This window comes from Rhizobium sp. USDA 3886, from assembly GCF_056279785.1.
In genome coordinates, this window is record NZ_JBWCDC010000001.1 from 1,707,525 (window position 1) to 1,728,050 (window position 20,526).

Below are 20,526 nucleotides of genomic sequence, written 5' to 3' on the forward strand. Positions count from 1 at the left end.
TGCCTCAGGCAGCGAGCGCCCGAAGCTGATGCAAGGTGCCGTCGCTGTAGACGAAACGTCCGCCGCGGAACGTGGCGCGGATGCGGTGCACGTCGCCCGGCTCAACGACAACCAGATCGGCACGCTGGCCGACGGCAATCTCGCCGCGGTCTGTCAGACCCGCGGAACGAGCAGCGTTCTTGGTCGCCATGGCGACTGCGACCGGCATTGCGCTTTGCTCGGCGATCTTGAAGATGCCCGGTACGAAAGCCGCCGGGTGATAATCGGCGGCAAGCACTGTCAATAGCCCGGCCTTGGCGGCATCAAGGGCGCTGAGATTGCCGGACATGGACTGGCCGCGAAGCGCATTCGGCGCGCCCATGAGCGTCCAGAGCCCGCGGCGACGCGCCTCCTCGGCAGCGGGCAGCGTGACTGGAAACTCGCTGATCGTCACGCCGAGATCATGCATCTCGGCCACCTTTTCGGCACTGTCGTCATCGTGGGAGGCAAGCGATAGCTTCCGCTTCAGTGAGAGGGCGACAATCTCCTTCAGCTTTGCCTCGATCTCGGGATTGCTTCGCATGGCAATGCGTTTGGCAACCATTTCCGCCGCCATTTCCTCCGAAATCGCCCGGCGCTCGGCGATGCTCAATACGTAGCTCTGGATATTGTTGTACTGTCCCTGCCCCGGCGTATGGTCGGTTAGCGAGACCATGTCGATATGACCGGCTTCAAGCAGCTTTTGGAGCTCAGGAGCGGCACCCACATTGGTGATCTCGTAGCGGGCATGGACGCGATGGTCGACCAGCAGATTGTGCTTGAGCCGGTTGATTCCCTCGATGACAGCGCCGGTGGTCTCTAGGGAGCGGACATGGCCGTAAACGCTCTCGGTCGCGAAGGAAATCGCCGCAAAAGCCGTCGTCACGCCTGCGGCGGCGAGCTTTTTGTCAAGCTCGTGGATGCCGAAATCGATCGGCATCGTAGCGTTCGGCCGTGGTGCGATCTCGCGCTCGATCATGTCGCCATGCAGATCGACGAACCCCGGCATCAGCAGCCGCCCGCCGCCGTCGATCGCAGCATTGGCGACCGGCTCAGGCCTTATCTCGGCGATCACGCCGTCCTCGACCCTGATCGAGCCTTGGCCCACCACCTCTTCGGGGAGAACGAGCGTGAAATTGCTGAGCCACATGACTTTTCTCCTGACGGCAACGATGATCGGCAAACAGCAGCGGATAGGCCTGCTTCGTGACAGCTGCATGAAGGGGAAGTGCGCTTTCTTGGGATTTTCGTGCTTGCTTGACCAAGCGGTTGAGCAACCTTTGATCAGAGCCGAGCTTATCATCAGGCAAGGAACTCGCCTATGACCATCAAAGTGAAAGTTGCAGAAGCAAAAAACTCCAGACCTCATCTGGCATGAGATTCGCAACATTCTGATTTCCGCGGAGCGCCGCAAGCGCATCGTCGGCGAAGACGTACTCACTTGTCTCATGCGGCTCGATAGCCTGCCGATCCGAATCATAGCCGATAGCGATCACGTTACGATCATCCGGCCTTCTCGCGCCAACGAGTTGTCGGCATACCATGCCGCATATCTTGCGCTCGCGATGTCCGAAGGGACATCAATTGCGATCTCGATGCGAAGCTGATCGCGCTGGTTACGGCTTAGATCAAGCTATCCCTATTCATCGCCGCCCAATGCAGCAGGATGATCGTTTTCATGTCGCGGATTTCGCCAGTTTCGATCATGGCGATCGCCGTGTCGAGCGGAACCTCAAGCACTTCGATATCCTCATGCTCCTCTTCCAATCCGCCGCCGTTCGAGACGCGGTCCGTCGTATCGATCAGTGCGGCGAAGAAATGCACGACTTCGCTGTTGGAGCCGGGTGAACTGTAGGCCTTGAAGAGAAAACGGACGTCACGGATGCGGAATCCGGTTTCCTCTGTCGCTTCGCGACGGATCGCCGCTTCCGGCTCTTCGCCGTCGAGAAGCCCTGCCGGCGTTTCGATTATGAAGGCGGGTTCGCCCTGCAGATCGGGCGGCAGGCGGAACTGTTTGACGAGGACGACGAAGCCGCGCTTCGGATCATAAAGCAGGATCGTGGCGGCCGGCGTGCGGTGATAGACTTCGCGATGAAGGCGATGGGTGACGCCGTTCGAATCCGTATAGTCGAGCTTGTAAACGCTCAGCCGCGTCCAGCCTTCGGCAAGCGTCGTTTCGCCGACGACTTCGGCCTTTGCCTTCGCGAACTTCGTCATGCGGCATCCTTGTGCAGCCAGACCTTGTTGTCGTGGATTGCAGCCCCGCCATAGGGCGCTACAGGGTCCGCGCCGGTGAGCACATTGATGCCCTCCCCGTCGACATGCGCCTTGTTCGGCCACAGGCCCTCGGCGATCACCACCCCCGGCTTGACCTCGGTCGTCACGCGGGCGTGCAGGCGCACCTCGCCGCGCCGGTTTCCGACCTGGACGAGATCACCGTGGGCGATGCCGTTCGCCTCGGCGTCCTGCGGATTGATCATCAGCTCGGGACGCCCCTCCTTTTGCCGCGAGGTTTTCGTTTCCGAAAAGCTGGAATTCAGGAAATTGCGCGCCGGCGAGGTCGCCAGGCGGAAGGGATGCTCGGCATCGGCCACTTCGATGACATCGACCTGATCGGGAAAGGTCGGCAGCTCGGGATGCGGCCCGAGCAGACCGACGGAATCCGGTGGGCGGTTCGGCGCCGGCTGGTTTGCCCAATCCGGCCGGAAGCGGAACTTGCCGTCCGGATGCGCGAAACCGTTGAGAAAATGCGCATCCTCGAAGACGGGCTGGCGGTCGAACCATTTGTGTTCGAGGAAGTAATCGTAGCCCGGAAGGCCGCTTGATTCGAGAATGCGATCGACCATTTCCCGCGCGGTAAAGCCGAAGCCTGGTCGATCTGCGACGCCGAGGCGCTTTGCCAGCTCCTCGATGACGAAAAGGTTGGTGCGCACCGTCGGCGGCGGCTCGACGAGTTTCGGGCCGAGCAGGATGTGGTTCTGGCCGCCGGCGCGATAGATATCGTCATGCTCGACGAACATCGTCGCCGGGATGACGATATCGGCCATCTCGGCCGTGTCGGTCATGAACTGCTCGTGCACGGCAACGAAGAGGTCGTCGCGAGCGAAGCCGCGTTTCACCAACCGCTGCTCGGGCGCGATGTTTACCGGATTGGTGTTCTGGATCAGCATGGCGGTGACCGGTCCGCGATGGCGGAGAGCCACTGGATCTCCGGTCAGCACGCGGCCGATCTGCGACTGGTCGAGCATGCGGACATCCGGATCCTTCATCGGTTTGCCGGTGAGCTCCGCATTGTTCATGCGGAAGATATCGCTGTTTGAATGGAAGGCGCCGCCGCCTTCATATTGCCAAGAGCCAAGCACGGTGGCGATCGAGGCTGCTGCGTGCATGGCGACTGCGCCGTTGCGCTGCCGGGTAAAGCCGTAGCCGAGGCGGAAATAGGTCTTCTTCGTCGTGCCGACGAGCTTCGCGAAGGCCTCGATCTCTTCAACCGGGAGCCCGGTGATCGCGGCTGCCCATTCCGGCGTCTTCGTCTGGAGGTGCGCTTCGAGGCCGGCCGGGTCATCCGCATATTTCGCCATATAGGCGCAGTCGGCATGGCCGTCGCGGAAGGCGATGTGCATGACGGCGCACGCGAGCGCCGCATCGGTGCCGGGCCTGACGATGAGCGCCATGTCCGCCTGCTTCATCGTCGGATTGTCGTAGATGTCGATGACGACGATCTTGGCGCCGCGCTCCTTGCGGGACTTGATCGCATGCGTCATGACGTTGACCTGCGTCGAAACCGCGTTCGTTCCCCAGATGACGACGCAATCGGTACGGCCCATCTCGCGCGGATCAGGACCCCGGAGCGTGCCCGTTGCCATAGTGAAGCCGGTCCAGGCCGGGTTGGTACAGATCGACGAGAAGAAGCCGGAATAGCGTTTGGCATGGCGCAGGCGTTCGATGCTGTCCCGCTGCACCCAGCCCATGGTGCCGGCATAGTAATAGGGCCAGACCGCCTCGCTGCCGTTCTTCGCTTCGGCCTTCACGAAGGCTTCGGCGATCTCGTCCAGAGCCTCGCCCCAGGAAATCTGCTGCCAGCGCCCCTCGCCTTTCGCGCCGGTGCGGCGCAAAGGGTGCATCAGCCGGTCCGGATGATAGAGTCGCTCGGCATATCGCGCGACCTTGGCGCAGATGACGCCGGACGTATAGCTGTGATCGTTGGCGCCGCGCACGCGGCCGATGCGGCCGTCCTCCGCGATCTCCACCTCCAGCGCGCAGGTGGAGGGACAGTCGTGCGGACAGGCGGTGTGCCCGACCTTCTTGCCGGGATCGGCGGATTTGGCGTGAATGGGGGTCGCAATGTTCATGGCTTTTCTATATTCCAAGCCTTCATCCGCCAAAAGCCGGAAATGACGGCGATGACACAAATTCATAGCAGGCATCAGCGAAAATGAACTACCGCCATATCTATCACGCGGGCAATTTTGCCGATGTGCTGAAACACGCCGTTCTGGCGCGGCTGATCCGTTACATGCAGAAGAAGGATGCGGGTTTCCGCGTGCTTGACACGCATGCAGGCGTCGGACTCTACGACCTTTCTTCGGAAGAGGCGCAAAAGACCGGCGAGTGGCAGGACGGCATCGGAAAGATCATGGAAGCTGAGCTTGCGCCGCAGGTGGCTGACCTGCTCGCGCCCTATCTTTCCGCGATCCGGGAACTCAACCCGGAGGGCGGCATGCGCTTCTATCCCGGTTCGCCGAAGCTTTCGCGCATGCTCTTCCGACCGCAGGACCGGCTTTCGGCGATGGAACTGCATCCGGAAGATTATGCCCGCCTTCACCGGCTGTTCGAAGGCGATCACCATGCCCGTATCACAGAACTCGACGGCTGGCTGGCGCTCGGCGCGCATCTGCCGCCGAAGGAAAAGCGCGGCATCGTGCTCGTCGATCCGCCCTTCGAGGAAGACGGCGAATATGAGCGCCTGGTCGATGGCCTGGTGAAAGCCTACCGGCGTTTTCCGGGCGGCACCTATTGCCTCTGGTATCCGCTGAAGAAGGGGGCACCCATCAAGGAGTTCCACGAGACGCTGCAGGAAACCCAAATTCCGAAAATGCTGTGCGCCGAACTCAGCGTGCGCAGCGACCGCGGCGGCGTCACCGGGCTGACGGGCTCCGGCCTCGTCATCGTCAATCCGCCTTTCACGCTGAAGGACGAACTGCACACGCTGCTGCCGGCGCTCAAGGATCAGCTTGCCCAAGACCGGTTCGCCTCACAACGCACCTTCTGGCTGCGCGGCGAGGCGAAGGCCGGAAAGGCAGATTGACCGCCTGCTGCACTTGCGAAATAGTCCCGCGCCGAAACCGCTTTCCGAGGTGAACCATGAAGCTGCTTTGCTCTCCGACATCGCCCTATTCCAGCAAGGTGCTCATGGCCGCGCACTATCTGGAGCTCGGCGTCACCGAAATCCGCGTCGATACCAATGCCGGCCCGGCGGTCCTCGTCGACAACAACCCGCTCGGCAAAATCCCGACGCTTTTGACCGATGAAGGGCTTTCGGTCTTCGACAGCGTGACGATCATGCATTATTTCGGGCGGCTCAAGAACAGCAAGCTCTACCCTTCGAAGAACGGCAAGCGAACCGAGGCGGAAATTCTGGAAGCGCTCTGCGACGGCATTTGCGATTGCCTGCTGGCGATCATTTATGAGCGCCGCTTCCGCGAGGAGGAGAAAGTGCACCAGCCTTGGATCGACCGGCAGTGGAAGAAGGCCGTCAGCGGCCTGAACCATATCAGTGCGCATCCGCCGAAGATCGGAAAGAGACTGAACGGCAGCCATTTCGCGCTTGCGGCGACGATCGGCTATCTGGAACTACGCTTCAAAGACCAGTGGGAAGCCGACCATCCGGAACTGATCGACTGGGCACGCAAATTCGAGAAGAAATTCCCTGCATACCGGGAACTCAAGCCGCACGGCTGAGGCGAAAAAGCCGGGCGCGAGGCCCGGCTTTCATCATGTATTTTCGGCAACTTAGAACTTGACGCCGATACCGACTTTGACGCTGTGTTCGTCATAGCCGCGCGATACGTTCGTAGCGCCGAGATCGAAGTCCTTGTTCTGATAGTCGCTGAAGCGGTATTCGACACGTGCCGTAATATTGTTCGTCACGAGGGCTTCCGCACCCGCGCCGACGGTGTAGCCGAAAGCCGTGTTGGTGTCGGATTCGCCGAAGCCGCTGACCTTGTTGTTCGCCGCAGCGGCACCAGCCGTCGCGTAGAGCAGGAACGGGTTCAGGTCGTAACCGACGCGGCCACGCACGGAGCCATTGAAGCGGTTCTTGTTGGTGATGCCGTCCGACGTGCTGTCGAGGCCGGAATAACCGAGATCGGCTTCGACACCATAGACGATCTGGCCGCTCTGCCAGTTGTAACCCGTGTAGAGCTGGCCGCCCAATGCGTAACCGTCGCGGTCTGCACCGAAGTTGCCCTTATTATAGGTGCCCGCGCCGCCGAGATAGAAGCCTTCCCAGTTGCCTGCCGGAGCGGCCGGCTCGGCCTGCGCTACCGGAGCTTCCGGAACCTGGTCGACCGCGTCGGCAGCGTTGGCGGCGGAAAAACCGGCGATCACGAAGGCGGATGCCATCAGGCTGGCAATAAATGTACGCATACTTATTCTCCTTTCGATCCCGCGCCCTGCGTAAACTATCCTACGCCGAAGCATTCGCGAGAAATTACTAGATGTCCCTCTCGGATCGAGGTCGAAAGTGGAGCGCAATTGCGGATTTGAGAGAGCCAAATTGTGAAATGATTGTGGCGGAGAAGCGGCTGAAATTCGATGTTGCTACAGAGCAACAGAATACTTGTTAACCATAACGATTGGTTAATCTGACAATACTTAGTTTATGAACTTCATTTCTCAAATACTACATAGAATAAACCGGCAACAGAGGCAACCGTCACGGCCTATTTATATAGTCTGTGCCTGCCCCTATATAGAAACGCACCGAGAATCGCAGGACCAGAAGGCACGCTTTTGAACGAGAAAAGACTTAAGGCGGCGCTCATAACCGGAGCTGCCAAGAGAATAGGCCGGGCGATAGTCGAGGATTTGGCGGAAAACGGCTTTTCCGTTGCCATTCATGCCAATAGCTCGATCGACGAGGCCGAGGCCGTTGCGGCGGAATTGCGGCGCCAAGGCAAAAACGCCGTCGCAATGCAAGGCGACCTCACGAAAATAAACGAGACGGAAGCCCTTATAAAAAGAGCCGTAGACCAGCTTGGCCCCATCGATCTGCTCGTCAACAATGCCTCGGTCTTCCGCGAAGATTCGCTGAGAAAGATGGATGCCGGTGTCTGGGACGAACATTTCGCCGTGCATGTCCGGGCGCCTTCGATCCTCGCCGCGCAATTCGCCGCCCAGCTGCCGGAAACGTCCACCGGCCTCGTTGTCAATGTCATCGACCAGCGCGTCTGGGCGCTGCGGCCGAGCTTCTATTCTTATACTCTGTCGAAGTCGGCGCTTTGGACCGCAACGCAGACGATGGCGCAGGCACTTGCTCCGAAGATTCGCGTCAACGCCATCGGGCCTGGTCCCTCGATCCCAAGCGAACGGCAGTTGCAGGAAGACTTCCAAGCGCAGGTCGCAGCCCTTATCTTGAGGCGAGGACCTGCGTTGGAGGAATTCGGCCGGACGATTCGCTTTCTGTTCGAGACGCCCTCGATCACGGGTCAGATGATTGCACTCGACGGCGGCCAGCATCTCGCGTGGCAGACGCCGGATGTGCTGGAGATCAAGGAATGAATGCCAAGAAGCTGCCCGATGGCGGTGTTCTTTACGATGAAACCGACGAAAACGAAGACGATATCGAGGTGGAAAGCGACCTTTCCGCCGCGCCGGTGCCGGCTGCGATCGACTGGAATGAAGGCGGCGGCAACGAGAGCGGGCTTGCCGGCGCGGAACTGATCGGCGAATTCGTCAAGCGGCTGCCGAACAGCCCCGGCGTCTACCGCATGTTCAATGCCGACGGTGACGTGCTCTACGTCGGAAAGGCGCGCAGCCTCAAGAAGCGCGTCGGCAACTATGCGATGGGCCGGGTCCACTCCAACCGCATCGCGCAGATGGTCCGCCTGACCTCGCATATGGAATTCGTGACGACGCGCACGGAGACCGAGGCGCTGCTTCTGGAAGCGAATCTGATCAAGCGCTTACGGCCGCGCTTTAACGTGCTTTTGCGCGACGACAAGTCCTTTCCCTATATCCTCATCACGGGCGACCATCGCGCCCCGGCGATCTTCAAGCATCGCGGCGCCCGCGCCCGCAAAGGCGACTATTTCGGCCCCTTCGCCTCCGCCGGCGCAGTGGGCCGCACGATCAATTCGCTGCAGCGCGCCTTCCTGATCCGCACCTGCACAGATAGCGTTTTCGAGACGCGCACGCGACCCTGCCTTCTCTATCAGATCAAGCGCTGTTCAGGGCCTTGCACCCGCGAAATCAGCGACGAAGGCTATGCCCAGCTGGTGCAGGAGGCGAAGGATTTCCTTTCCGGCAAGAGCCAGAAAGTGAAGGCGCATATGGCGGAGGAAATGAACGCGGCTGCCGAAGAGCTCGATTTCGAACGCGCCGCGGTCTATCGCGATCGCCTGGCTGCACTCTCACACGTCCAGAGCCATCAGGGCATCAATCCGGCAGGCGTCGAGGAGGCGGACGTCTTCGCGATTCACCACGAGGGTGGGATTTCCTGCATCCAGGTCTTCTTTTTCCGCACCGGGCAGAACTGGGGTAATCGCGCCTATTTCCCGAAGGCCGACCCGCAGCTTTCGGGCGCCGAGGTTCTGAACGCCTTCCTGGCGCAGTTTTACGACGACAAGCCGGTGCCGAAGCAGATCATGCTGTCGGAAACTGTCGAGGAAATAGAACTCCTGGCGGCGGCACTTGGCGAAAAGGCCGGACACAAGGTTTCCATCCTGGTGCCTCAGCGCGGCGAGAAGCGCGATCTTGTCGATCACGTCGTTGCCAACGCGCGCGAGGCGCACGGCCGAAAACTTGCCGAAACTGCGTCGCAATCACGCCTGCTCGAAGGCTTCAAGGAAACGTTCGGTCTCCCCTACGCCCCGCAGCGGATCGAGATCTACGACAATTCGCACATCATGGGCACGAATGCGGTCGGCGGCATGGTCGTCGCGGGGCCGGAAGGCTTCGTGAAGAGCCAGTACCGCAAGTTCAACATCAAATCGACCGACATCACGCCCGGGGACGACTTCGGCATGATGCGCGAGGTAATGACGCGGCGGTTCTCGCGGCTGATCAAGGAGGACGGCATTCCGGACAGGTCGCAGCCGGTATCCAGCGCTGAGGCCGCCGATATGCCTTTCCCCGCCTGGCCGGACGCAATCCTGATCGACGGCGGCCAAGGTCAGATGACAGCGGTGCGCGCGATCCTCGAAGAACTCGGTATCGCGGACAGCGTCATTGCCATCGGTGTTGCCAAGGGCGTCGACCGCGATGCCGGGCGTGAGCGTTTCTTCCCGCCGGGGCGCGAAAGCTTCACGCTGCCGCCGCGCGATCCCGTGCTCTATTTCATCCAGCGCATGCGGGATGAAGCCCACCGCTTTGCCATCGGCTCGCATCGCGCACGGCGCAAGAAAGAAATGATCAAGAACCCGCTCGACGAGATCGGCGGCATCGGCCCGTCGCGCAAGCGGGCGCTGCTGCAGCATTTCGGCACTGCAAAGGCGGTTTCGCGCGCAGCGCTTTCCGATCTCATGGCGGTCGACGGCATTTCCGAAACGGTCGCAAAACAGGTCTACAACCATTTTCACGAAGATGCCGCGAAATAGGCGGCTGCGGTCGCAAATTCCACGCAAAGGCGGCAGAAAAACAGAAAGAATGTTGACGGCTTGCGGTCAAACCCGTCATCTACGGGCACATACATTCAGAGAAACGGTTTCATGGCATCGCGCGCATATAGTCTTCCCAACTTACTGACCTACGGCCGTATTCTCGCGGTACCGCTGATCGTCCTCTGCTTCTTTATCGAAGGACGGCTCGCCATCAGCAATACGGCGCGATGGGTTGCCCTCTGGATCTTCATCATCGCCTCGCTCACCGATTTCCTGGACGGCTATCTGGCGCGCATCTGGAACCAGACCTCGAATATCGGCCGCATGCTCGACCCGATCGCCGACAAGCTGCTCGTCGCCTCGATCCTGCTGCTGGTGGCCGCGGATCAGACAATCGCCGGCTGGTCGATCTGGGCGGCGATCACCATCCTTTGCCGCGAAATCCTCGTTTCCGGGCTGCGGGAGTATCTTGCCGCGCTCAAGGTTAGCGTTCCCGTCACGCGGATCGCCAAATGGAAGACGACGTTGCAGTTGGTGGCGATCGCGTTTCTGCTCGCAGGTCCGGCGGGCGACGAGATTTTCCCCTACACTACGCGGGTCGGCATCGGCCTTCTGTGGATCGCGGCCATTTTGACCATATATACCGGCTACGACTATTTCCGCGCCGGCGTGAAGCACATCGTGGACAACGAAGAATGACACGGCTTGTCTATTTCGCCTGGGTGCGCGAACGGATCGGCAAGAGCGAGGAAGACATCGCGCTTCCTTCCTCCGTCGTCACCGTTGCCGATCTTCTCGGCCACCTGAAGACGCTAGGCGAAGAATACGAGACGGCGCTTCAATACGAAAACGTCATCCGCGTGGCGCTCGACCAGGAACATGCCGAACACGACGAGCCGATCGGCAATGCCCGCGAGATCGGCATTTTTCCGCCGATGACGGGCGGGTGAGATATCTCGGGCAGAACGGCCGAGTTTCCGAGAAGACGAATGGAAACACTGCGTATAGAGACGACTGCCGCACACTCCTCCCTCATTCCTGTGCTCGTCACAGGAATCGAGTGCGCCCAAGTCCTTGGGCGCGGGAGAAGTTCTTGCAAAAGTGAAAGAATCATTCAAGGCGCGGACGCGCCGTCGCCAGATTCCTGTGACGAGCACAGGAATCTGGGAGCATGCGGCAACCTCGTCGTCCGTCATCGAGCGGAGAGTGTGCTGTGACCATCTCCCCCACCATCCGCGTCCAGCGCGAAGATTTCGACCTGCAGACCGAAGTCGATCGGCTGACGAAGGCCGAGCCCGGTATTGGCGCGATCGTGACCTTCTCCGGCCTCTGCCGTGACGAAGGCGGCATGCTCGCCGCGCTCGAACTCGAGCATTATCCGGGCATGGCCGAGGCGGAGATGACCCGCATCGCAAATCTCGCGATCGAGCGTTTCGGCCTGCTTGGGCTCACCGCCATCCACCGCTTCGGAAAAATCGCCTCGGGGGAAAATATCGTGCTGGTGATCGCCGCCGCCCCGCACAGGCAGGCGGCATTCGACGGCGCGAACTTCGTCATGGACTATCTGAAGACCGCCGCGCCCTTCTGGAAGAAGGAGCATGGCACGGACGGCTCGGCAGGCGATTGGGTCTCCGCCAAGGATGCGGACGACGCGGCACGCGACAAGTGGAAATGATCAGGGAATGGCCCGCTCGCGCCTGCTCAGCACCAGCAGGAAGACGAGCAGCGAGAAGATGACGAGATCCCGCCAGAGAATCGGTCCGTAAGCGGTCCACAGGGTTTCGGCAAAGCCGATGCCGGCCGCGCCGCCCGCGGATCTCAGCGGATCGGAATAGCCGCCCGCCGCAGCGATCATCAGCACTTTAAGGCCGAAGAGCAGGCCCGCGCCGAAATTCATCGAGCCATAGTAGAAGGTCGTCAGGATGCCGCAGCATGTGGCGACGAAGACGGCGGCCACGTAGGCACCCAGGAAGACGCGGCTTGCGCTGACGCCGCAGAGTTCGGCGGCGAGCGGATCATCCGTCACCGCGCGCCAGATACGGCCCCAGGTGCTGCGGCGGAGCACCAGGCCGCCAATCGCGATCAGCGCGCACATGAGCGCCGTATTGATGAGCTGAATATAGGTCAGCGTCACCTTGAACGACGCGTCGCTCCAGAAAACGACGGTGCGGTTGAAAAAGGGCGAGAGCCAGAGTTCCCGCGTATCGGACGCCAGCCGCGCCGTCTCCATGAGCAGGATGGTCACGCCGAGGGCTGCGACGATGACCGTATTCGGCGAACGGCGCACGAGCGGCTGCATAACGGAGCGGCCGATCCAGAAGCCGGTGCCGAGAGAATAGACGAAGGACATGAGGACGCCGATCGCCATCGATGCGGGCAGGACGAGCCAAAGCCGGTTATAGGCAAAATCGGTGAACAGCAGCAGGATCTGCCCGGCGAAAGCAAACATCGCACCATAGGTGATGTCGGCGCGTTTGGTGACGCCGAAGGCCAGTGCATAGCCGAAGGCAAGTGCCGCATAGAGCGCTGCCAACGGTACCGCGTTTGCCAGCTGCTGCAAAAGATAACCCATCGAGAACTCCGGATCCTTTGCAAATATAACTGGCAAAAACCATTTTGCCAGTTATATTTTCGCCATGACCTTTGCCTGGACCGCACATCGTTTTTCCAGCGGCGCGCTGGCGCTGGATGTCGCCAACAGCGTCGTTCTGCGCCATAATACATCACGCCGCATCGACCGTTTTGCGACGCTTGAACAGCTGGAGAGTTTTCCGCTGGCGGCGGCAAAATTCTGCGCCGAGCGCGCGCTTTTCGGCAACGTGCTGCCGGTGGCTCCGGAAAACAGGCCGAACTTCATTGCGCTGCGCGAGGCGACGGACCGCTATTTCCGGCAGAAGGTGCTGACCGGCAACGACGATCGTCTTCTCGCGGAACTGCTCGAGACACTTGCCGTGACGCTGCGCGATGTAAAGCCCAACGGGCTCGACGCCGCGACCGCGCATTCGGTGCTTCGGCTCATTGCTATGCCCGATCCGGAGCGCATGAAGATATGCCGCAATTGCGGCTGGCTGTTCATCGATCGCAGCAAGAACAAAAGCCGTGCCTGGTGCGACATGGCCGTCTGCGGCAACCGCGCCAAGGCGAGCCGACACTACCGCCGGAAGAAGGAGGAAGCCATATGAAGATCAAGGCTGTTACGGCGCTGGCGCTGGGTGCGGCGCTGATTGCCGGGTGTCAGCGCGAAGTGGAAAAGATGGTCGAAGTCAGCGGCCATATCTTCGTGTTCAACTACCGCGTCGCGACCGCCACCTATCTCGTCACGCTCAAGAAGACGTCGCCTATTCCAGACGGCACCGTGGCGATCGCGGAATTCGAGAATCCGGCCGGCGGCGATCCGATCATCCTCAAGGAGAAAGTCTTCCCGGCCTGGGACAAGATCACGCTGCAGAGCCCGAGCCTGCACTGCGTCCGCAAGGACAGGCCCTATTCCGTTAACATCCGCCTTGTCGATGCCGAGGGCACGACGCTGCAGGAGTTGAAGACGCAGTTGGTCTCGGACGTCGATCAGTCGGTGCTGCCGAGCAAGCCGCTCGTCGTCGGGCCGCTCTATACGCAGAACCCGGAGGTCTTCAAGCCGGACGGAACGACCGACTTCAGCAATGCCGACAAGTGTCCAGCGGTATAATGAAAAAGCCGGAGCGAGGCCCCGGCTTTCGAGAGTCATTTCAAAGGCTTCAGCCTTACGGCTGAGCTTCCGATTCAGCCGACGATTTCAGTGTCGGAGAACCAGTACTTGATTTCCTGGGCAGCCGTTTCCGGAGCGTCGGAGCCGTGCACGGAGTTTTCGCCGATCGAAAGAGCATGGACCTTACGGATGGTGCCTTCGTCAGCGTTTGCCGGGTTCGTCGCACCCATGATTTCGCGGTTCTTGAGGATAGCATCTTCGCCTTCGAGAACCTGAACGACCGTCGGGCCAGAGGTCATGGTTTCGACGAGTTCGCCGAAGAACGGACGCTCCTTGTGAACGGCGTAGAAGCCTTCAGCTTCGCGCTTGCTCATCCAGACACGCTTGGAAGCAACGACGCGCAGGCCGGCATCTTCCAGCATCTTGGTGATAGCGCCCGTCAGGTTGCGCTTCGTTGCGTCCGGCTTGATCATCGAAAAGGTGCGTTCAATCGCCATTGGGTCAAATCCTCTGGTTTAGCGGGAAAAGTGGGCGGTCTTTACCCGCCCGCAGCCCCGAAAACAAGGGGGACGCGGCAATTTCACGCCGCTGTCATAGTGCGGCCCCTGCCCTCATGCAGATCAAGGCAGCGCTCGAACCACGTCATCACCGAATCGTCCGCCGCAAGCATGGAGAGACCGGCGATGACACGCAGCCACTGCAGCGCACCAAAGACGATATAATCGGCAAAGAGCGGGCCCTCGCCGCCGATGAAAGGCTGGAACTTCAGCATATGCCGTATGGGCTCGAGCTTAGCCGGGAATGCGGCCTTCTCCGCCTCGCGATCGGCGGCGATCTCCTCCAGTGTCTTGCCGAGCCGCTGCTCGCGGCTTTCGCGGAAATAGGCCTTATCGCCTTCATCGAGAACCGCATGAATGTCGAGCAGCGCGATGCGCATGATCGCGGTGTGAATCACCATCTGGGAGTAGCCTTCAACCATGCGCGACAGCGCCTTGCCGCCCTCGCCCCTGAAAAGCGAGGGACGATCCGGATAGGCCTCCTCCAGATAAAGCGCAATTGCAAAGCTGTCGGAGACCAGACGGCCGTTGTCCTCCAGCACAGGAACCGTCGGCGAAAAACCGCCGCCGATCTGGCGGATGCGGGCATAGGTCGTCGGAATCTCCTCGAAACTCAGCCCCTTGTGGGCCAGCGCCATGACAGCTTTCCAGCAATGCGGGGAAAAGAAATTCTGCGGGTCGGCACCGCACAGGGAATAGAGCGCTCTGGTCATCGTCTGCCTTTTCAAAAAGGGGGTTTCGGTTTTGCATTTCACGACAGATGCTGGCCGCGATCAAGTGACTTCTCCCCGCCGTGAAGGACGGGGCTTCCGGTCTTGATCACGCCGCATTCGCGCGGGGACTGCTACCGTCTTCTTCCTGCTTCCGACCCGCAACCGGGTTCGATTCACAGGCCATCTCCGGATGTCCTCCGGTTCGGGCCTTGCGGCCCAGGTGAAGGATGTTCAGCGCCGCATTGTGGTCGGCGCAGGCGGCGTGGCCGCAGGAGAGGCACTTGAAAGTGTCCCTGTCGGGACGGTTGGCCGCCTCGATGTGTCCGCACGCGTGACACCTCTGCGAGGTGTAGGCGGGGTTGACGTAGTAGACGCCGCCGCCGGACCGGCGCATCTTGTATTCGATCTGCCTGACGGTCTCGCCCGGCGAGACGTCAAGCATGGAGCGGTTCGATCCCGCCTTCCGGGCGACGTTGGTCCCCGGCTCCTCGACGGTACCCTTGGCCGAGGCTGTCAGGTTCTTCACCTTGAGGTCCTCGAGATAGATGACGTCGCAGCGGCAGACGACGGCGGTCGTCACCTTGTGCTTGGCGTCGCGGCGACGTCTTGCGATCCTCGCCCTGAAGTTCCGGAGGTCCCGCTGCGCCTTGGCGCGGTTCTTCGACCCTTTCTTGCGCCTCGAGACGACGCGCGCGAGGGTCTCCTCCCGGCGCTTTTCCTCGTCGGTCATGCGCGGCAGGTCGTAGACCGCGCCGTCCGACAGCGCCAGCGCGTTGACGACTCCGAGGTCGCCGCCGAGGTCGATCCCGTCGCGGACGGTCGGCTCGGCCACCTCCCGCTCCACCTGGATCGAGGCGTACCAGTGGTCGCCGCTGAGCGAGACTGTGACGTTCTTCACCGTCCCAACGACCTCGCGGTGAGCGACCATCCTCACCCATCGAGCCTTCGGAAGAAGGATTTCTCCCTCGCGAAAGGCGATTTGTTTGGCGTCCGGATATCGGAAGCTCTCGTTTTCGTACTTGCGCCGTGGCTTGGGATAGGCCGCGCGGCCCTCGAAGAAGTTGGCATAGGCGCGGTGCAGGTCGATGACCGCCTGCTGCAGGCAGTGGTGCGGAACCTCGCGGAGCCATGGCAGCTCCGCCTTGAGGTCTGCGAGCTGCTTGCTCTGGTCGATGGCGCTCAGCCGCCTCGGATCGGAACGGTGTCTTTCCAGGCGTTTCTGTTCGAGGCAGGTGTTGTAGACGAGGCGGCAGCACCCGATGGTGCGGCGGAACAGGCGGGCCTGCCCCCCGTCGGGGTAGATGCGGAATTTGTACGCCATGCGCTCTTTCATCGCAGACGACGCTACCGCGTTCACCTTATGTTCGCAAGCCGCCGACAGCGGAATGATTAACGGTTCCCGGATGTTGCCAGGAAGATGCCTTCCCGACCGCGCCTTACCTCACCTGAAGGAAAGGTTTGCGGCGCGAGTGTGATCAGGCAATTTCATGGGCGCCATTGTTTCGAGTTGCAGCGCTTCAAGGTTGCATTAACTTCATTTCAGTGATCCGTAATAAGCGAGACAAAACAACTGAAAATTCAAGATATTTTAAAATATTGACGGCATAACGGAGATCAAGGCCGCAGCCGGATTAGGGCTGGCACAGCGAGGGACCGTCATGCAGAATGCAACTAGAAATGCAATGCAGCACGAGGGCGCCCGCCCTGCCCCCTTAACCGATACCCAGAAGATCGCGCAGCACATGGCGCGGCTGAGCATTGCCGGCCTGCCGCGGAACTACGAACTGCTCTACGAGGCGGTTGCCGGTCACAATGCGGCGCTTGCCAGCGACATCGCAGCACTCGGCTCCCATCCGCAGCAGGCGAAGCTCGATGCACTCGGCCTGCAATATCGCCTCGTCAGCCATTGCGGGCTTGCAGCGGAAGCCGCCGGCAGCGAAGCTGGCAAACTCCTTCGGGAAGCCGCCGAACGGCTGGCGGATGGCGTCAGGCAGAAGCACGCCTTTTTGCGCGCCGCGGAGGCCCTGCTGGAATCGATCTCCGGCAATGGCGACCAGAGTCTTGCAGCCTTCATGAGCGAGATGGAATTCCTCGCGGCATCGCTCACGAGCGTGCTTTCGTCCGAAGCGGGACTCGAGGCCAAGCTGCTTGCCGATGTCGAACGCATCGAGACGCTGGAGCGCGGGATGTCCGCCGTGCAATCGGCATCGGTGACTGATGCGCTGACGGGCCTGCCAAACCGAATCGCGCTGACGAAGGCGATCGGCGAGCTTTACGAGCCCAACGAAGGCGTCGCCGGCAGTGCGCTCATCATGGTGGATATCGACGACTTCAAGCAGCTGAACGCCAAATATGGCGTGCAGGCCGGCAATAAGCTGATGAAGAAGCTCGCCGACCTTTTCCGCAAGTCGATCAAGAAGAACGACCATGTCTCGCGCACCGAAGGTGACGAGTTCGGCTTCCTGTTTGCCAATGTGGGCATGCGCGAGGCGCTGTCGATCGCCGAGCGGCTGCGCCATTCGGTGGAGGACAACATGGTTTTTGCGACCTCCGACAAGGGTGACCCCGGCAGGCTCACCATTTCTCTCGGTATCGCGCTGAGTTCTGACGCGGCGACGCCCGCGCAACTGGAGGCCAATGCCCGCGTCGCGCTTCTTGCCGCCCAGTCCAATCGCCGCCAGCCTGTACAAGCTTTCGGCCGCTAACATCCGCACGGTCTTGCCTTGATCGCGGCTTTCGGCCAAAACGCCGCGCATGATCACGATTACCGACATCTCCGCCCGCATCGCCGGGCGCCTTCTCCTCGACAATGCCAGCGTGACGCTTCCGGCGGGCACGAAGGCTGGCCTTGTGGGGCGCAACGGCGCGGGCAAATCCACGCTCTTCAGGATCATCACCGGCGATCTCGGTGCGGAGACCGGCTTGGTTTCCATACCGAAGAACGCCCGTATCGGCCAGGTGGCGCAGGAAGCGCCGGGCACGGAAGATTCGCTGATCAATATCGTACTTTCCGCCGACAAGGAGCGCGCAGCACTTCTTGTCGAATCCGAGACCGCGACGGATCCGCATCGCATTGCGGAAATCCAGATGCGCCTTGTCGACATCGACGCGCATTCGGCGGAGGCGCGTGCGGCGAGCATTCTCGCGGGTCTCGGCTTCGACCAGGAGGCCCAGCAGCGCCCGGCCTCGGCGTTCTCCGGCGGCTGGCGCATGCGCGTTGCTCTTGCCTCCGTGCTCTTTGCCGAACCGGATCTGCTGCTTCTCGACGAGCCGACGAACTATCTCGACCTTGAAGGCACGCTCTGGCTGGAAGACTATGTGCGGCGCTATCCGCACACGGTCATCATCATCAGCCATGACCGGGACCTTCTGAACAATGCCGTCAATTCGATCATCCATCTCGACCAGAAGAAGCTGACCTTCTACCGCGGCGGCTATGATCAATTCGAGCGGCAGAAGGCGGAAGCTGACGAACTGCAGACAAAAGCGAAGGCCAAGAACGAAGCCGCGCGCAAGCATCTGCAGAGCTTTATCGACCGCTTCAAGGCAAAGGCTTCCAAGGCGCGCCAGGCGCAGAGCCGCGTCAAGGCGCTCGAGCGCATGGGCACCGTCGCCGCGGTGATCGAAAGTCACGTCCAGCCGATTACTTTCCCGGAGCCGGAAAAGCAGCCCGCGTCCCCGATCGTCGCGATCCAGGGCGGCGCCGTCGGTTATGAGCCGGGCAAGCCAATCCTCAAGAGCATCAGCCTCCGCATCGACAACGACGACCGCATCGCGCTGCTCGGCTCCAACGGCAACGGCAAGTCGACCTTCGCGAAATTCATCGCCGGTCGGCTTTCCGCCGAAAGCGGCGACATTAAACTCGCACCCAGCCTGAAGATCGGCTTTTTCGCCCAGCACCAGCTCGACGATCTCGTTCCCGACGACTCGCCGGTCGCGCATGTGCGCCGCCTGATGCCCGCGGCGCCCGAGGCCAAGGTGCGCGCCCGCGTTGCGCAGATGGGGCTTTCGACGGAAAAGATGTCGACCGCCGCCAAGGATCTCTCCGGCGGCGAGAAGGCTCGCCTGCTGATGGGGCTTGCCGCATTCCACGCGCCGAACCTGCTCATCCTTGACGAGCCGACCAACCACCTGGACATCGATAGCCGCCGCGCGTTGATAGAAGCGCTTAACGACTACGATGGCGCGGTCATTCTCATCTCGCACGACCGCCATCTCATCGAGGCGACGGTCGATCGTCTCTGGCTGGTCAACAACGGCACGGTTTCGGATTTCGACGGCGATATGGAGGAATACCGCAACCTCGTTGTCTCTTCGGGCAAAAAAAAAGACGAAAAGCCTGAGCTGAATGACGAAGCGTCCTCCAAGGCGGATCAGCGCAAGGCGAATGCCGGCAAACGTGCCTCGCTTGCACCGCTTAGGAAAAAGATCAACGAAATCGAATCCTTGACGGCGAAGCTGGAGAAACAGATTCAGGCTCTCGATGCCGAGCTCGCCGATCCGGCGCTCTACGACAAGACACCGGCAAAGGCCAGCGAGAAAGCCAAGCAGCGTGGCGAGGCAGCAGCAAAACTCGCAGCCGCCGAAGAACAGTGGCTCGAGCTTTCCGCCGAATATGAGGACGCCATGTCGGACTAACCGCAGCGCCTTGTCGATCTGCAGGTGACAACGCCGCTTGCCCGGCGGTAACATTCTGATAAAACACCGCGCAATAAATCATACTTTTGAGCGAAACACCGAACGCGAGCTTTATCCCATGTCACCCATCAACCTCGCCATCGTCGGCGTCGGCAAGATCGTCCGCGACCAGCACCTTCCCTCGATCGCCAAGAACCCGGATTTCAAGCTTGTCGCGACGGCGAGCCGCCACGGCACCGTCGATGGCGTCCAGAGCTTCACGTCAATAGAAGCCATGCTCGACGCGGTGCCGGCGATCGATGCGGTGTCGCTTTGCATGCCGCCGCAATATCGCTACGAGGCAGCCCATAAAGCGCTTTCCGCCGGCAAGCATGTCTTCCTCGAAAAGCCGCCGGGCGCGACATTGAGCGAGGTCGCCGACCTCGAAGCGCTGGCCGCCGAAAAAGGCGTCTCGCTGTTCGCAAGCTGGCATTCACGTTACGCGGCTGCGGTCGAGGCCGCGAGAGCATTCCTCGCCTCGACCAAGATCGAAAGCGTTCACGTCCTCTGGAAGGAGGACGTGCGCCACTGGCATCCGAACCAGGACTGGATCTGGCAGGCCGGCGGGCTTGGCGTTTTCGATCCCGGCATCAATGCCCTGTCGATCGTCACCCATATCCTGCCGAAGGCGATCTTCCTGACGAGCGCCACGCTGGAGTTCCCGGAAAACCGCGACGCGCCGATTGCCGCCGACCTGCATTTCAAGAATGCGGACGACGTTTCGGTTCACGGTGAATTCGACTGGCGCCCGACCGGAAAGCAGAGCTGGGACATCATCGCCGAGACGGCAGCCGGGACGATGGAGCTTACGGAAGGCGGATCGAAACTCTCCGTCAACGGCGAGCTGAAGTTCTCCGCGCCGGAGGAGGAATATCCTCAGCTCTACCGGCGCTTTGCGGAAATCGTCAAGGCGGGCAAATCCGACGTCGATCTCGCGCCGCTGCGCCACGTCGCCGATGCTTTCATGCTCGGCAAACGGAAGTTCGTCGAGGCGTTTCACGACTGACCGGCAGATCGCCGGCCAGATGCCAAACCGGCCGTTGAATGTTAGAGTG

Annotated in this window: 21 protein-coding genes; 12 read left to right on the forward strand and 9 right to left on the reverse strand. The window is 61.0% G+C overall.

The genetic code is table 11. The annotated features are described in order from the left end of the window. Positions 1-4: 4 nt before the first annotated feature. The 4 genes from ACZ9BX_RS08900 to ACZ9BX_RS08915 form a co-directional block, all read right to left on the reverse strand. Positions 5-1,168, reverse strand: coding sequence for an alpha-D-ribose 1-methylphosphonate 5-triphosphate diphosphatase (locus ACZ9BX_RS08900; RefSeq protein ID WP_476217220.1), 1,164 nt, complete (start codon positions 1,166-1,168; stop codon positions 5-7). A gap of 178 nt (positions 1,169-1,346) precedes the next feature. Next, a complete protein-coding gene (locus ACZ9BX_RS08905) occupies positions 1,347-1,514 on the reverse strand; it encodes a hypothetical protein (protein WP_476217222.1) in 168 nt (55 codons plus the stop codon). A gap of 127 nt (positions 1,515-1,641) precedes the next feature. Continuing rightward, positions 1,642-2,235 (reverse strand): NUDIX domain-containing protein, encoded by a 594-nt coding sequence (locus ACZ9BX_RS08910; protein ID WP_476217223.1) that lies wholly within the window; start codon positions 2,233-2,235, stop codon positions 1,642-1,644. Further along, positions 2,232-4,370, reverse strand: a complete 2,139-nt coding sequence (locus ACZ9BX_RS08915) for a molybdopterin-containing oxidoreductase family protein (protein ID WP_476217225.1) — start codon at positions 4,368-4,370, stop codon at positions 2,232-2,234. Before ACZ9BX_RS08915 ends, ACZ9BX_RS08910 begins: the two co-directional genes overlap by 4 nt. 83 nt (positions 4,371-4,453) lie before the next feature. On the opposite strand from ACZ9BX_RS08915, the gene ACZ9BX_RS08920 reads away from it, so the two are divergent. Further along, entirely contained in the window at positions 4,454-5,326 is an 873-nt protein-coding gene (locus ACZ9BX_RS08920; protein WP_476217227.1) for a 23S rRNA (adenine(2030)-N(6))-methyltransferase RlmJ, read from the forward strand. A gap of 56 nt (positions 5,327-5,382) precedes the next feature. After that, a complete protein-coding gene (locus ACZ9BX_RS08925) occupies positions 5,383-5,979 on the forward strand; it encodes a glutathione S-transferase (RefSeq protein ID WP_132568404.1) in 597 nt (198 codons plus the stop codon). A gap of 51 nt (positions 5,980-6,030) precedes the next feature. On the opposite strand, the gene ACZ9BX_RS08930 is transcribed toward ACZ9BX_RS08925, so the two are convergent. Continuing rightward, positions 6,031-6,666: an outer membrane protein gene (locus ACZ9BX_RS08930; protein ID WP_132568405.1), complete on the reverse strand. Its 636-nt coding sequence runs from the start codon at positions 6,664-6,666 to the stop codon at positions 6,031-6,033. A gap of 366 nt (positions 6,667-7,032) precedes the next feature. On the opposite strand from ACZ9BX_RS08930, the gene ACZ9BX_RS08935 reads away from it, so the two are divergent. The 5 genes from ACZ9BX_RS08935 (at position 7,033) to ACZ9BX_RS08955 (ending at position 11,514) form a co-directional block, all read left to right on the forward strand. Next, a complete protein-coding gene (locus ACZ9BX_RS08935) occupies positions 7,033-7,800 on the forward strand; it encodes an SDR family oxidoreductase (RefSeq protein ID WP_476217228.1) in 768 nt (255 codons plus the stop codon). Beyond that, complete coding sequence (gene uvrC / locus ACZ9BX_RS08940; protein WP_476217230.1) at positions 7,797-9,836, forward strand: excinuclease ABC subunit UvrC; 2,040 nt, start codon at positions 7,797-7,799, stop codon at positions 9,834-9,836. The genes ACZ9BX_RS08935 and uvrC overlap by 4 nt, the downstream gene beginning before the upstream one ends. A 111-nt stretch (positions 9,837-9,947) precedes the next feature. After that, complete coding sequence (gene pgsA / locus ACZ9BX_RS08945) at positions 9,948-10,538, forward strand: CDP-diacylglycerol--glycerol-3-phosphate 3-phosphatidyltransferase (RefSeq protein WP_132568408.1); 591 nt, start codon at positions 9,948-9,950, stop codon at positions 10,536-10,538. After that, positions 10,535-10,789 carry a molybdopterin converting factor subunit 1 gene (gene moaD, locus ACZ9BX_RS08950; protein ID WP_027507354.1) on the forward strand — a complete coding sequence of 85 codons (255 nt, stop codon included), beginning with the start codon at positions 10,535-10,537 and terminating at the stop codon, positions 10,787-10,789. The genes pgsA and moaD overlap by 4 nt, the downstream gene beginning before the upstream one ends. A 263-nt stretch (positions 10,790-11,052) precedes the next feature. Then, entirely contained in the window at positions 11,053-11,514 is a 462-nt protein-coding gene (locus ACZ9BX_RS08955; RefSeq protein ID WP_476217234.1) for a molybdenum cofactor biosynthesis protein MoaE, read from the forward strand. Here the strand turns inward: ACZ9BX_RS08955 and ACZ9BX_RS08960 are convergent, their stop codons facing one another. After that, a complete protein-coding gene (locus ACZ9BX_RS08960; RefSeq protein ID WP_476217236.1) occupies positions 11,515-12,411 on the reverse strand; it encodes a branched-chain amino acid ABC transporter permease in 897 nt (298 codons plus the stop codon). It abuts the gene before it with no gap. A gap of 64 nt (positions 12,412-12,475) precedes the next feature. Between ACZ9BX_RS08960 and ACZ9BX_RS08965 the strand changes: the two genes are divergently transcribed. Beyond that, a complete protein-coding gene (locus tag ACZ9BX_RS08965; RefSeq protein WP_476217238.1) occupies positions 12,476-13,021 on the forward strand; it encodes a CGNR zinc finger domain-containing protein in 546 nt (181 codons plus the stop codon). Further along, a complete protein-coding gene (locus tag ACZ9BX_RS08970) occupies positions 13,018-13,524 on the forward strand; it encodes a hypothetical protein (RefSeq protein ID WP_476217240.1) in 507 nt (168 codons plus the stop codon). Before ACZ9BX_RS08965 ends, ACZ9BX_RS08970 begins: the two co-directional genes overlap by 4 nt. A gap of 74 nt (positions 13,525-13,598) precedes the next feature. On the opposite strand, the gene ndk is transcribed toward ACZ9BX_RS08970, so the two are convergent. The 3 genes from ndk to ACZ9BX_RS08985 form a co-directional block, all read right to left on the reverse strand. Then, positions 13,599-14,021, reverse strand: coding sequence for a nucleoside-diphosphate kinase (ndk, locus tag ACZ9BX_RS08975; protein ID WP_027507359.1), 423 nt, complete (start codon positions 14,019-14,021; stop codon positions 13,599-13,601). Between the two features lie 83 nt (positions 14,022-14,104). Next, on the reverse strand, positions 14,105-14,794 hold the full coding sequence (locus ACZ9BX_RS08980; protein WP_132568414.1) for a glutathione S-transferase family protein: 690 nt from the start codon (positions 14,792-14,794) through the stop codon (positions 14,105-14,107). A gap of 106 nt (positions 14,795-14,900) precedes the next feature. Next, a complete protein-coding gene (locus ACZ9BX_RS08985) occupies positions 14,901-16,115 on the reverse strand; it encodes an RNA-guided endonuclease InsQ/TnpB family protein (protein ID WP_476217243.1) in 1,215 nt (404 codons plus the stop codon). 337 nt (positions 16,116-16,452) lie between these two features. On the opposite strand from ACZ9BX_RS08985, the gene ACZ9BX_RS08990 reads away from it, so the two are divergent. From ACZ9BX_RS08990 to ACZ9BX_RS09000, 3 genes are all read left to right on the forward strand, one after another. After that, complete coding sequence (locus tag ACZ9BX_RS08990) at positions 16,453-17,499, forward strand: GGDEF domain-containing protein (protein WP_476217245.1); 1,047 nt, start codon at positions 16,453-16,455, stop codon at positions 17,497-17,499. 49 nt (positions 17,500-17,548) lie between these two features. After that, positions 17,549-19,432 (forward strand): ABC-F family ATP-binding cassette domain-containing protein, encoded by a 1,884-nt coding sequence (locus ACZ9BX_RS08995; RefSeq protein WP_476217247.1) that lies wholly within the window; start codon positions 17,549-17,551, stop codon positions 19,430-19,432. 118 nt (positions 19,433-19,550) lie between these two features. Beyond that, positions 19,551-20,477 (forward strand): Gfo/Idh/MocA family protein, encoded by a 927-nt coding sequence (locus ACZ9BX_RS09000; protein WP_476217249.1) that lies wholly within the window; start codon positions 19,551-19,553, stop codon positions 20,475-20,477. The last annotated feature ends 49 nt before the right edge of the window (positions 20,478-20,526 follow it).

Coding starts and splice junctions, on each gene's coding strand:
- ACZ9BX_RS08985 (WP_476217243.1), bottom strand. CDS start 16,115: ATGGCGTACAAATTCCGCATCTACCCCGACGGGGGGCAGGCCCGCCTG.
- ACZ9BX_RS08910 (WP_476217223.1), bottom strand. CDS start 2,235: ATGACGAAGTTCGCGAAGGCAAAGGCCGAAGTCGTCGGCGAAACGACG.
- ACZ9BX_RS08970 (WP_476217240.1), top strand. CDS start 13,018: ATGAAGATCAAGGCTGTTACGGCGCTGGCGCTGGGTGCGGCGCTGATT.
- ndk (WP_027507359.1), bottom strand. CDS start 14,021: ATGGCGATTGAACGCACCTTTTCGATGATCAAGCCGGACGCAACGAAG.
- uvrC (WP_476217230.1), top strand. CDS start 7,797: ATGAATGCCAAGAAGCTGCCCGATGGCGGTGTTCTTTACGATGAAACC.
- ACZ9BX_RS08965 (WP_476217238.1), top strand. CDS start 12,476: ATGACCTTTGCCTGGACCGCACATCGTTTTTCCAGCGGCGCGCTGGCG.
- ACZ9BX_RS08925 (WP_132568404.1), top strand. CDS start 5,383: ATGAAGCTGCTTTGCTCTCCGACATCGCCCTATTCCAGCAAGGTGCTC.
- ACZ9BX_RS08995 (WP_476217247.1), top strand. CDS start 17,549: ATGATCACGATTACCGACATCTCCGCCCGCATCGCCGGGCGCCTTCTC.
- ACZ9BX_RS08915 (WP_476217225.1), bottom strand. CDS start 4,370: ATGAACATTGCGACCCCCATTCACGCCAAATCCGCCGATCCCGGCAAG.
- pgsA (WP_132568408.1), top strand. CDS start 9,948: ATGGCATCGCGCGCATATAGTCTTCCCAACTTACTGACCTACGGCCGT.
- ACZ9BX_RS08980 (WP_132568414.1), bottom strand. CDS start 14,794: ATGACCAGAGCGCTCTATTCCCTGTGCGGTGCCGACCCGCAGAATTTC.
- ACZ9BX_RS08920 (WP_476217227.1), top strand. CDS start 4,454: ATGAACTACCGCCATATCTATCACGCGGGCAATTTTGCCGATGTGCTG.
- ACZ9BX_RS08900 (WP_476217220.1), bottom strand. CDS start 1,168: ATGTGGCTCAGCAATTTCACGCTCGTTCTCCCCGAAGAGGTGGTGGGC.
- ACZ9BX_RS08930 (WP_132568405.1), bottom strand. CDS start 6,666: ATGCGTACATTTATTGCCAGCCTGATGGCATCCGCCTTCGTGATCGCC.
- ACZ9BX_RS08990 (WP_476217245.1), top strand. CDS start 16,453: ATGCAGAATGCAACTAGAAATGCAATGCAGCACGAGGGCGCCCGCCCT.
- ACZ9BX_RS08960 (WP_476217236.1), bottom strand. CDS start 12,411: ATGGGTTATCTTTTGCAGCAGCTGGCAAACGCGGTACCGTTGGCAGCG.
- moaD (WP_027507354.1), top strand. CDS start 10,535: ATGACACGGCTTGTCTATTTCGCCTGGGTGCGCGAACGGATCGGCAAG.
- ACZ9BX_RS09000 (WP_476217249.1), top strand. CDS start 19,551: ATGTCACCCATCAACCTCGCCATCGTCGGCGTCGGCAAGATCGTCCGC.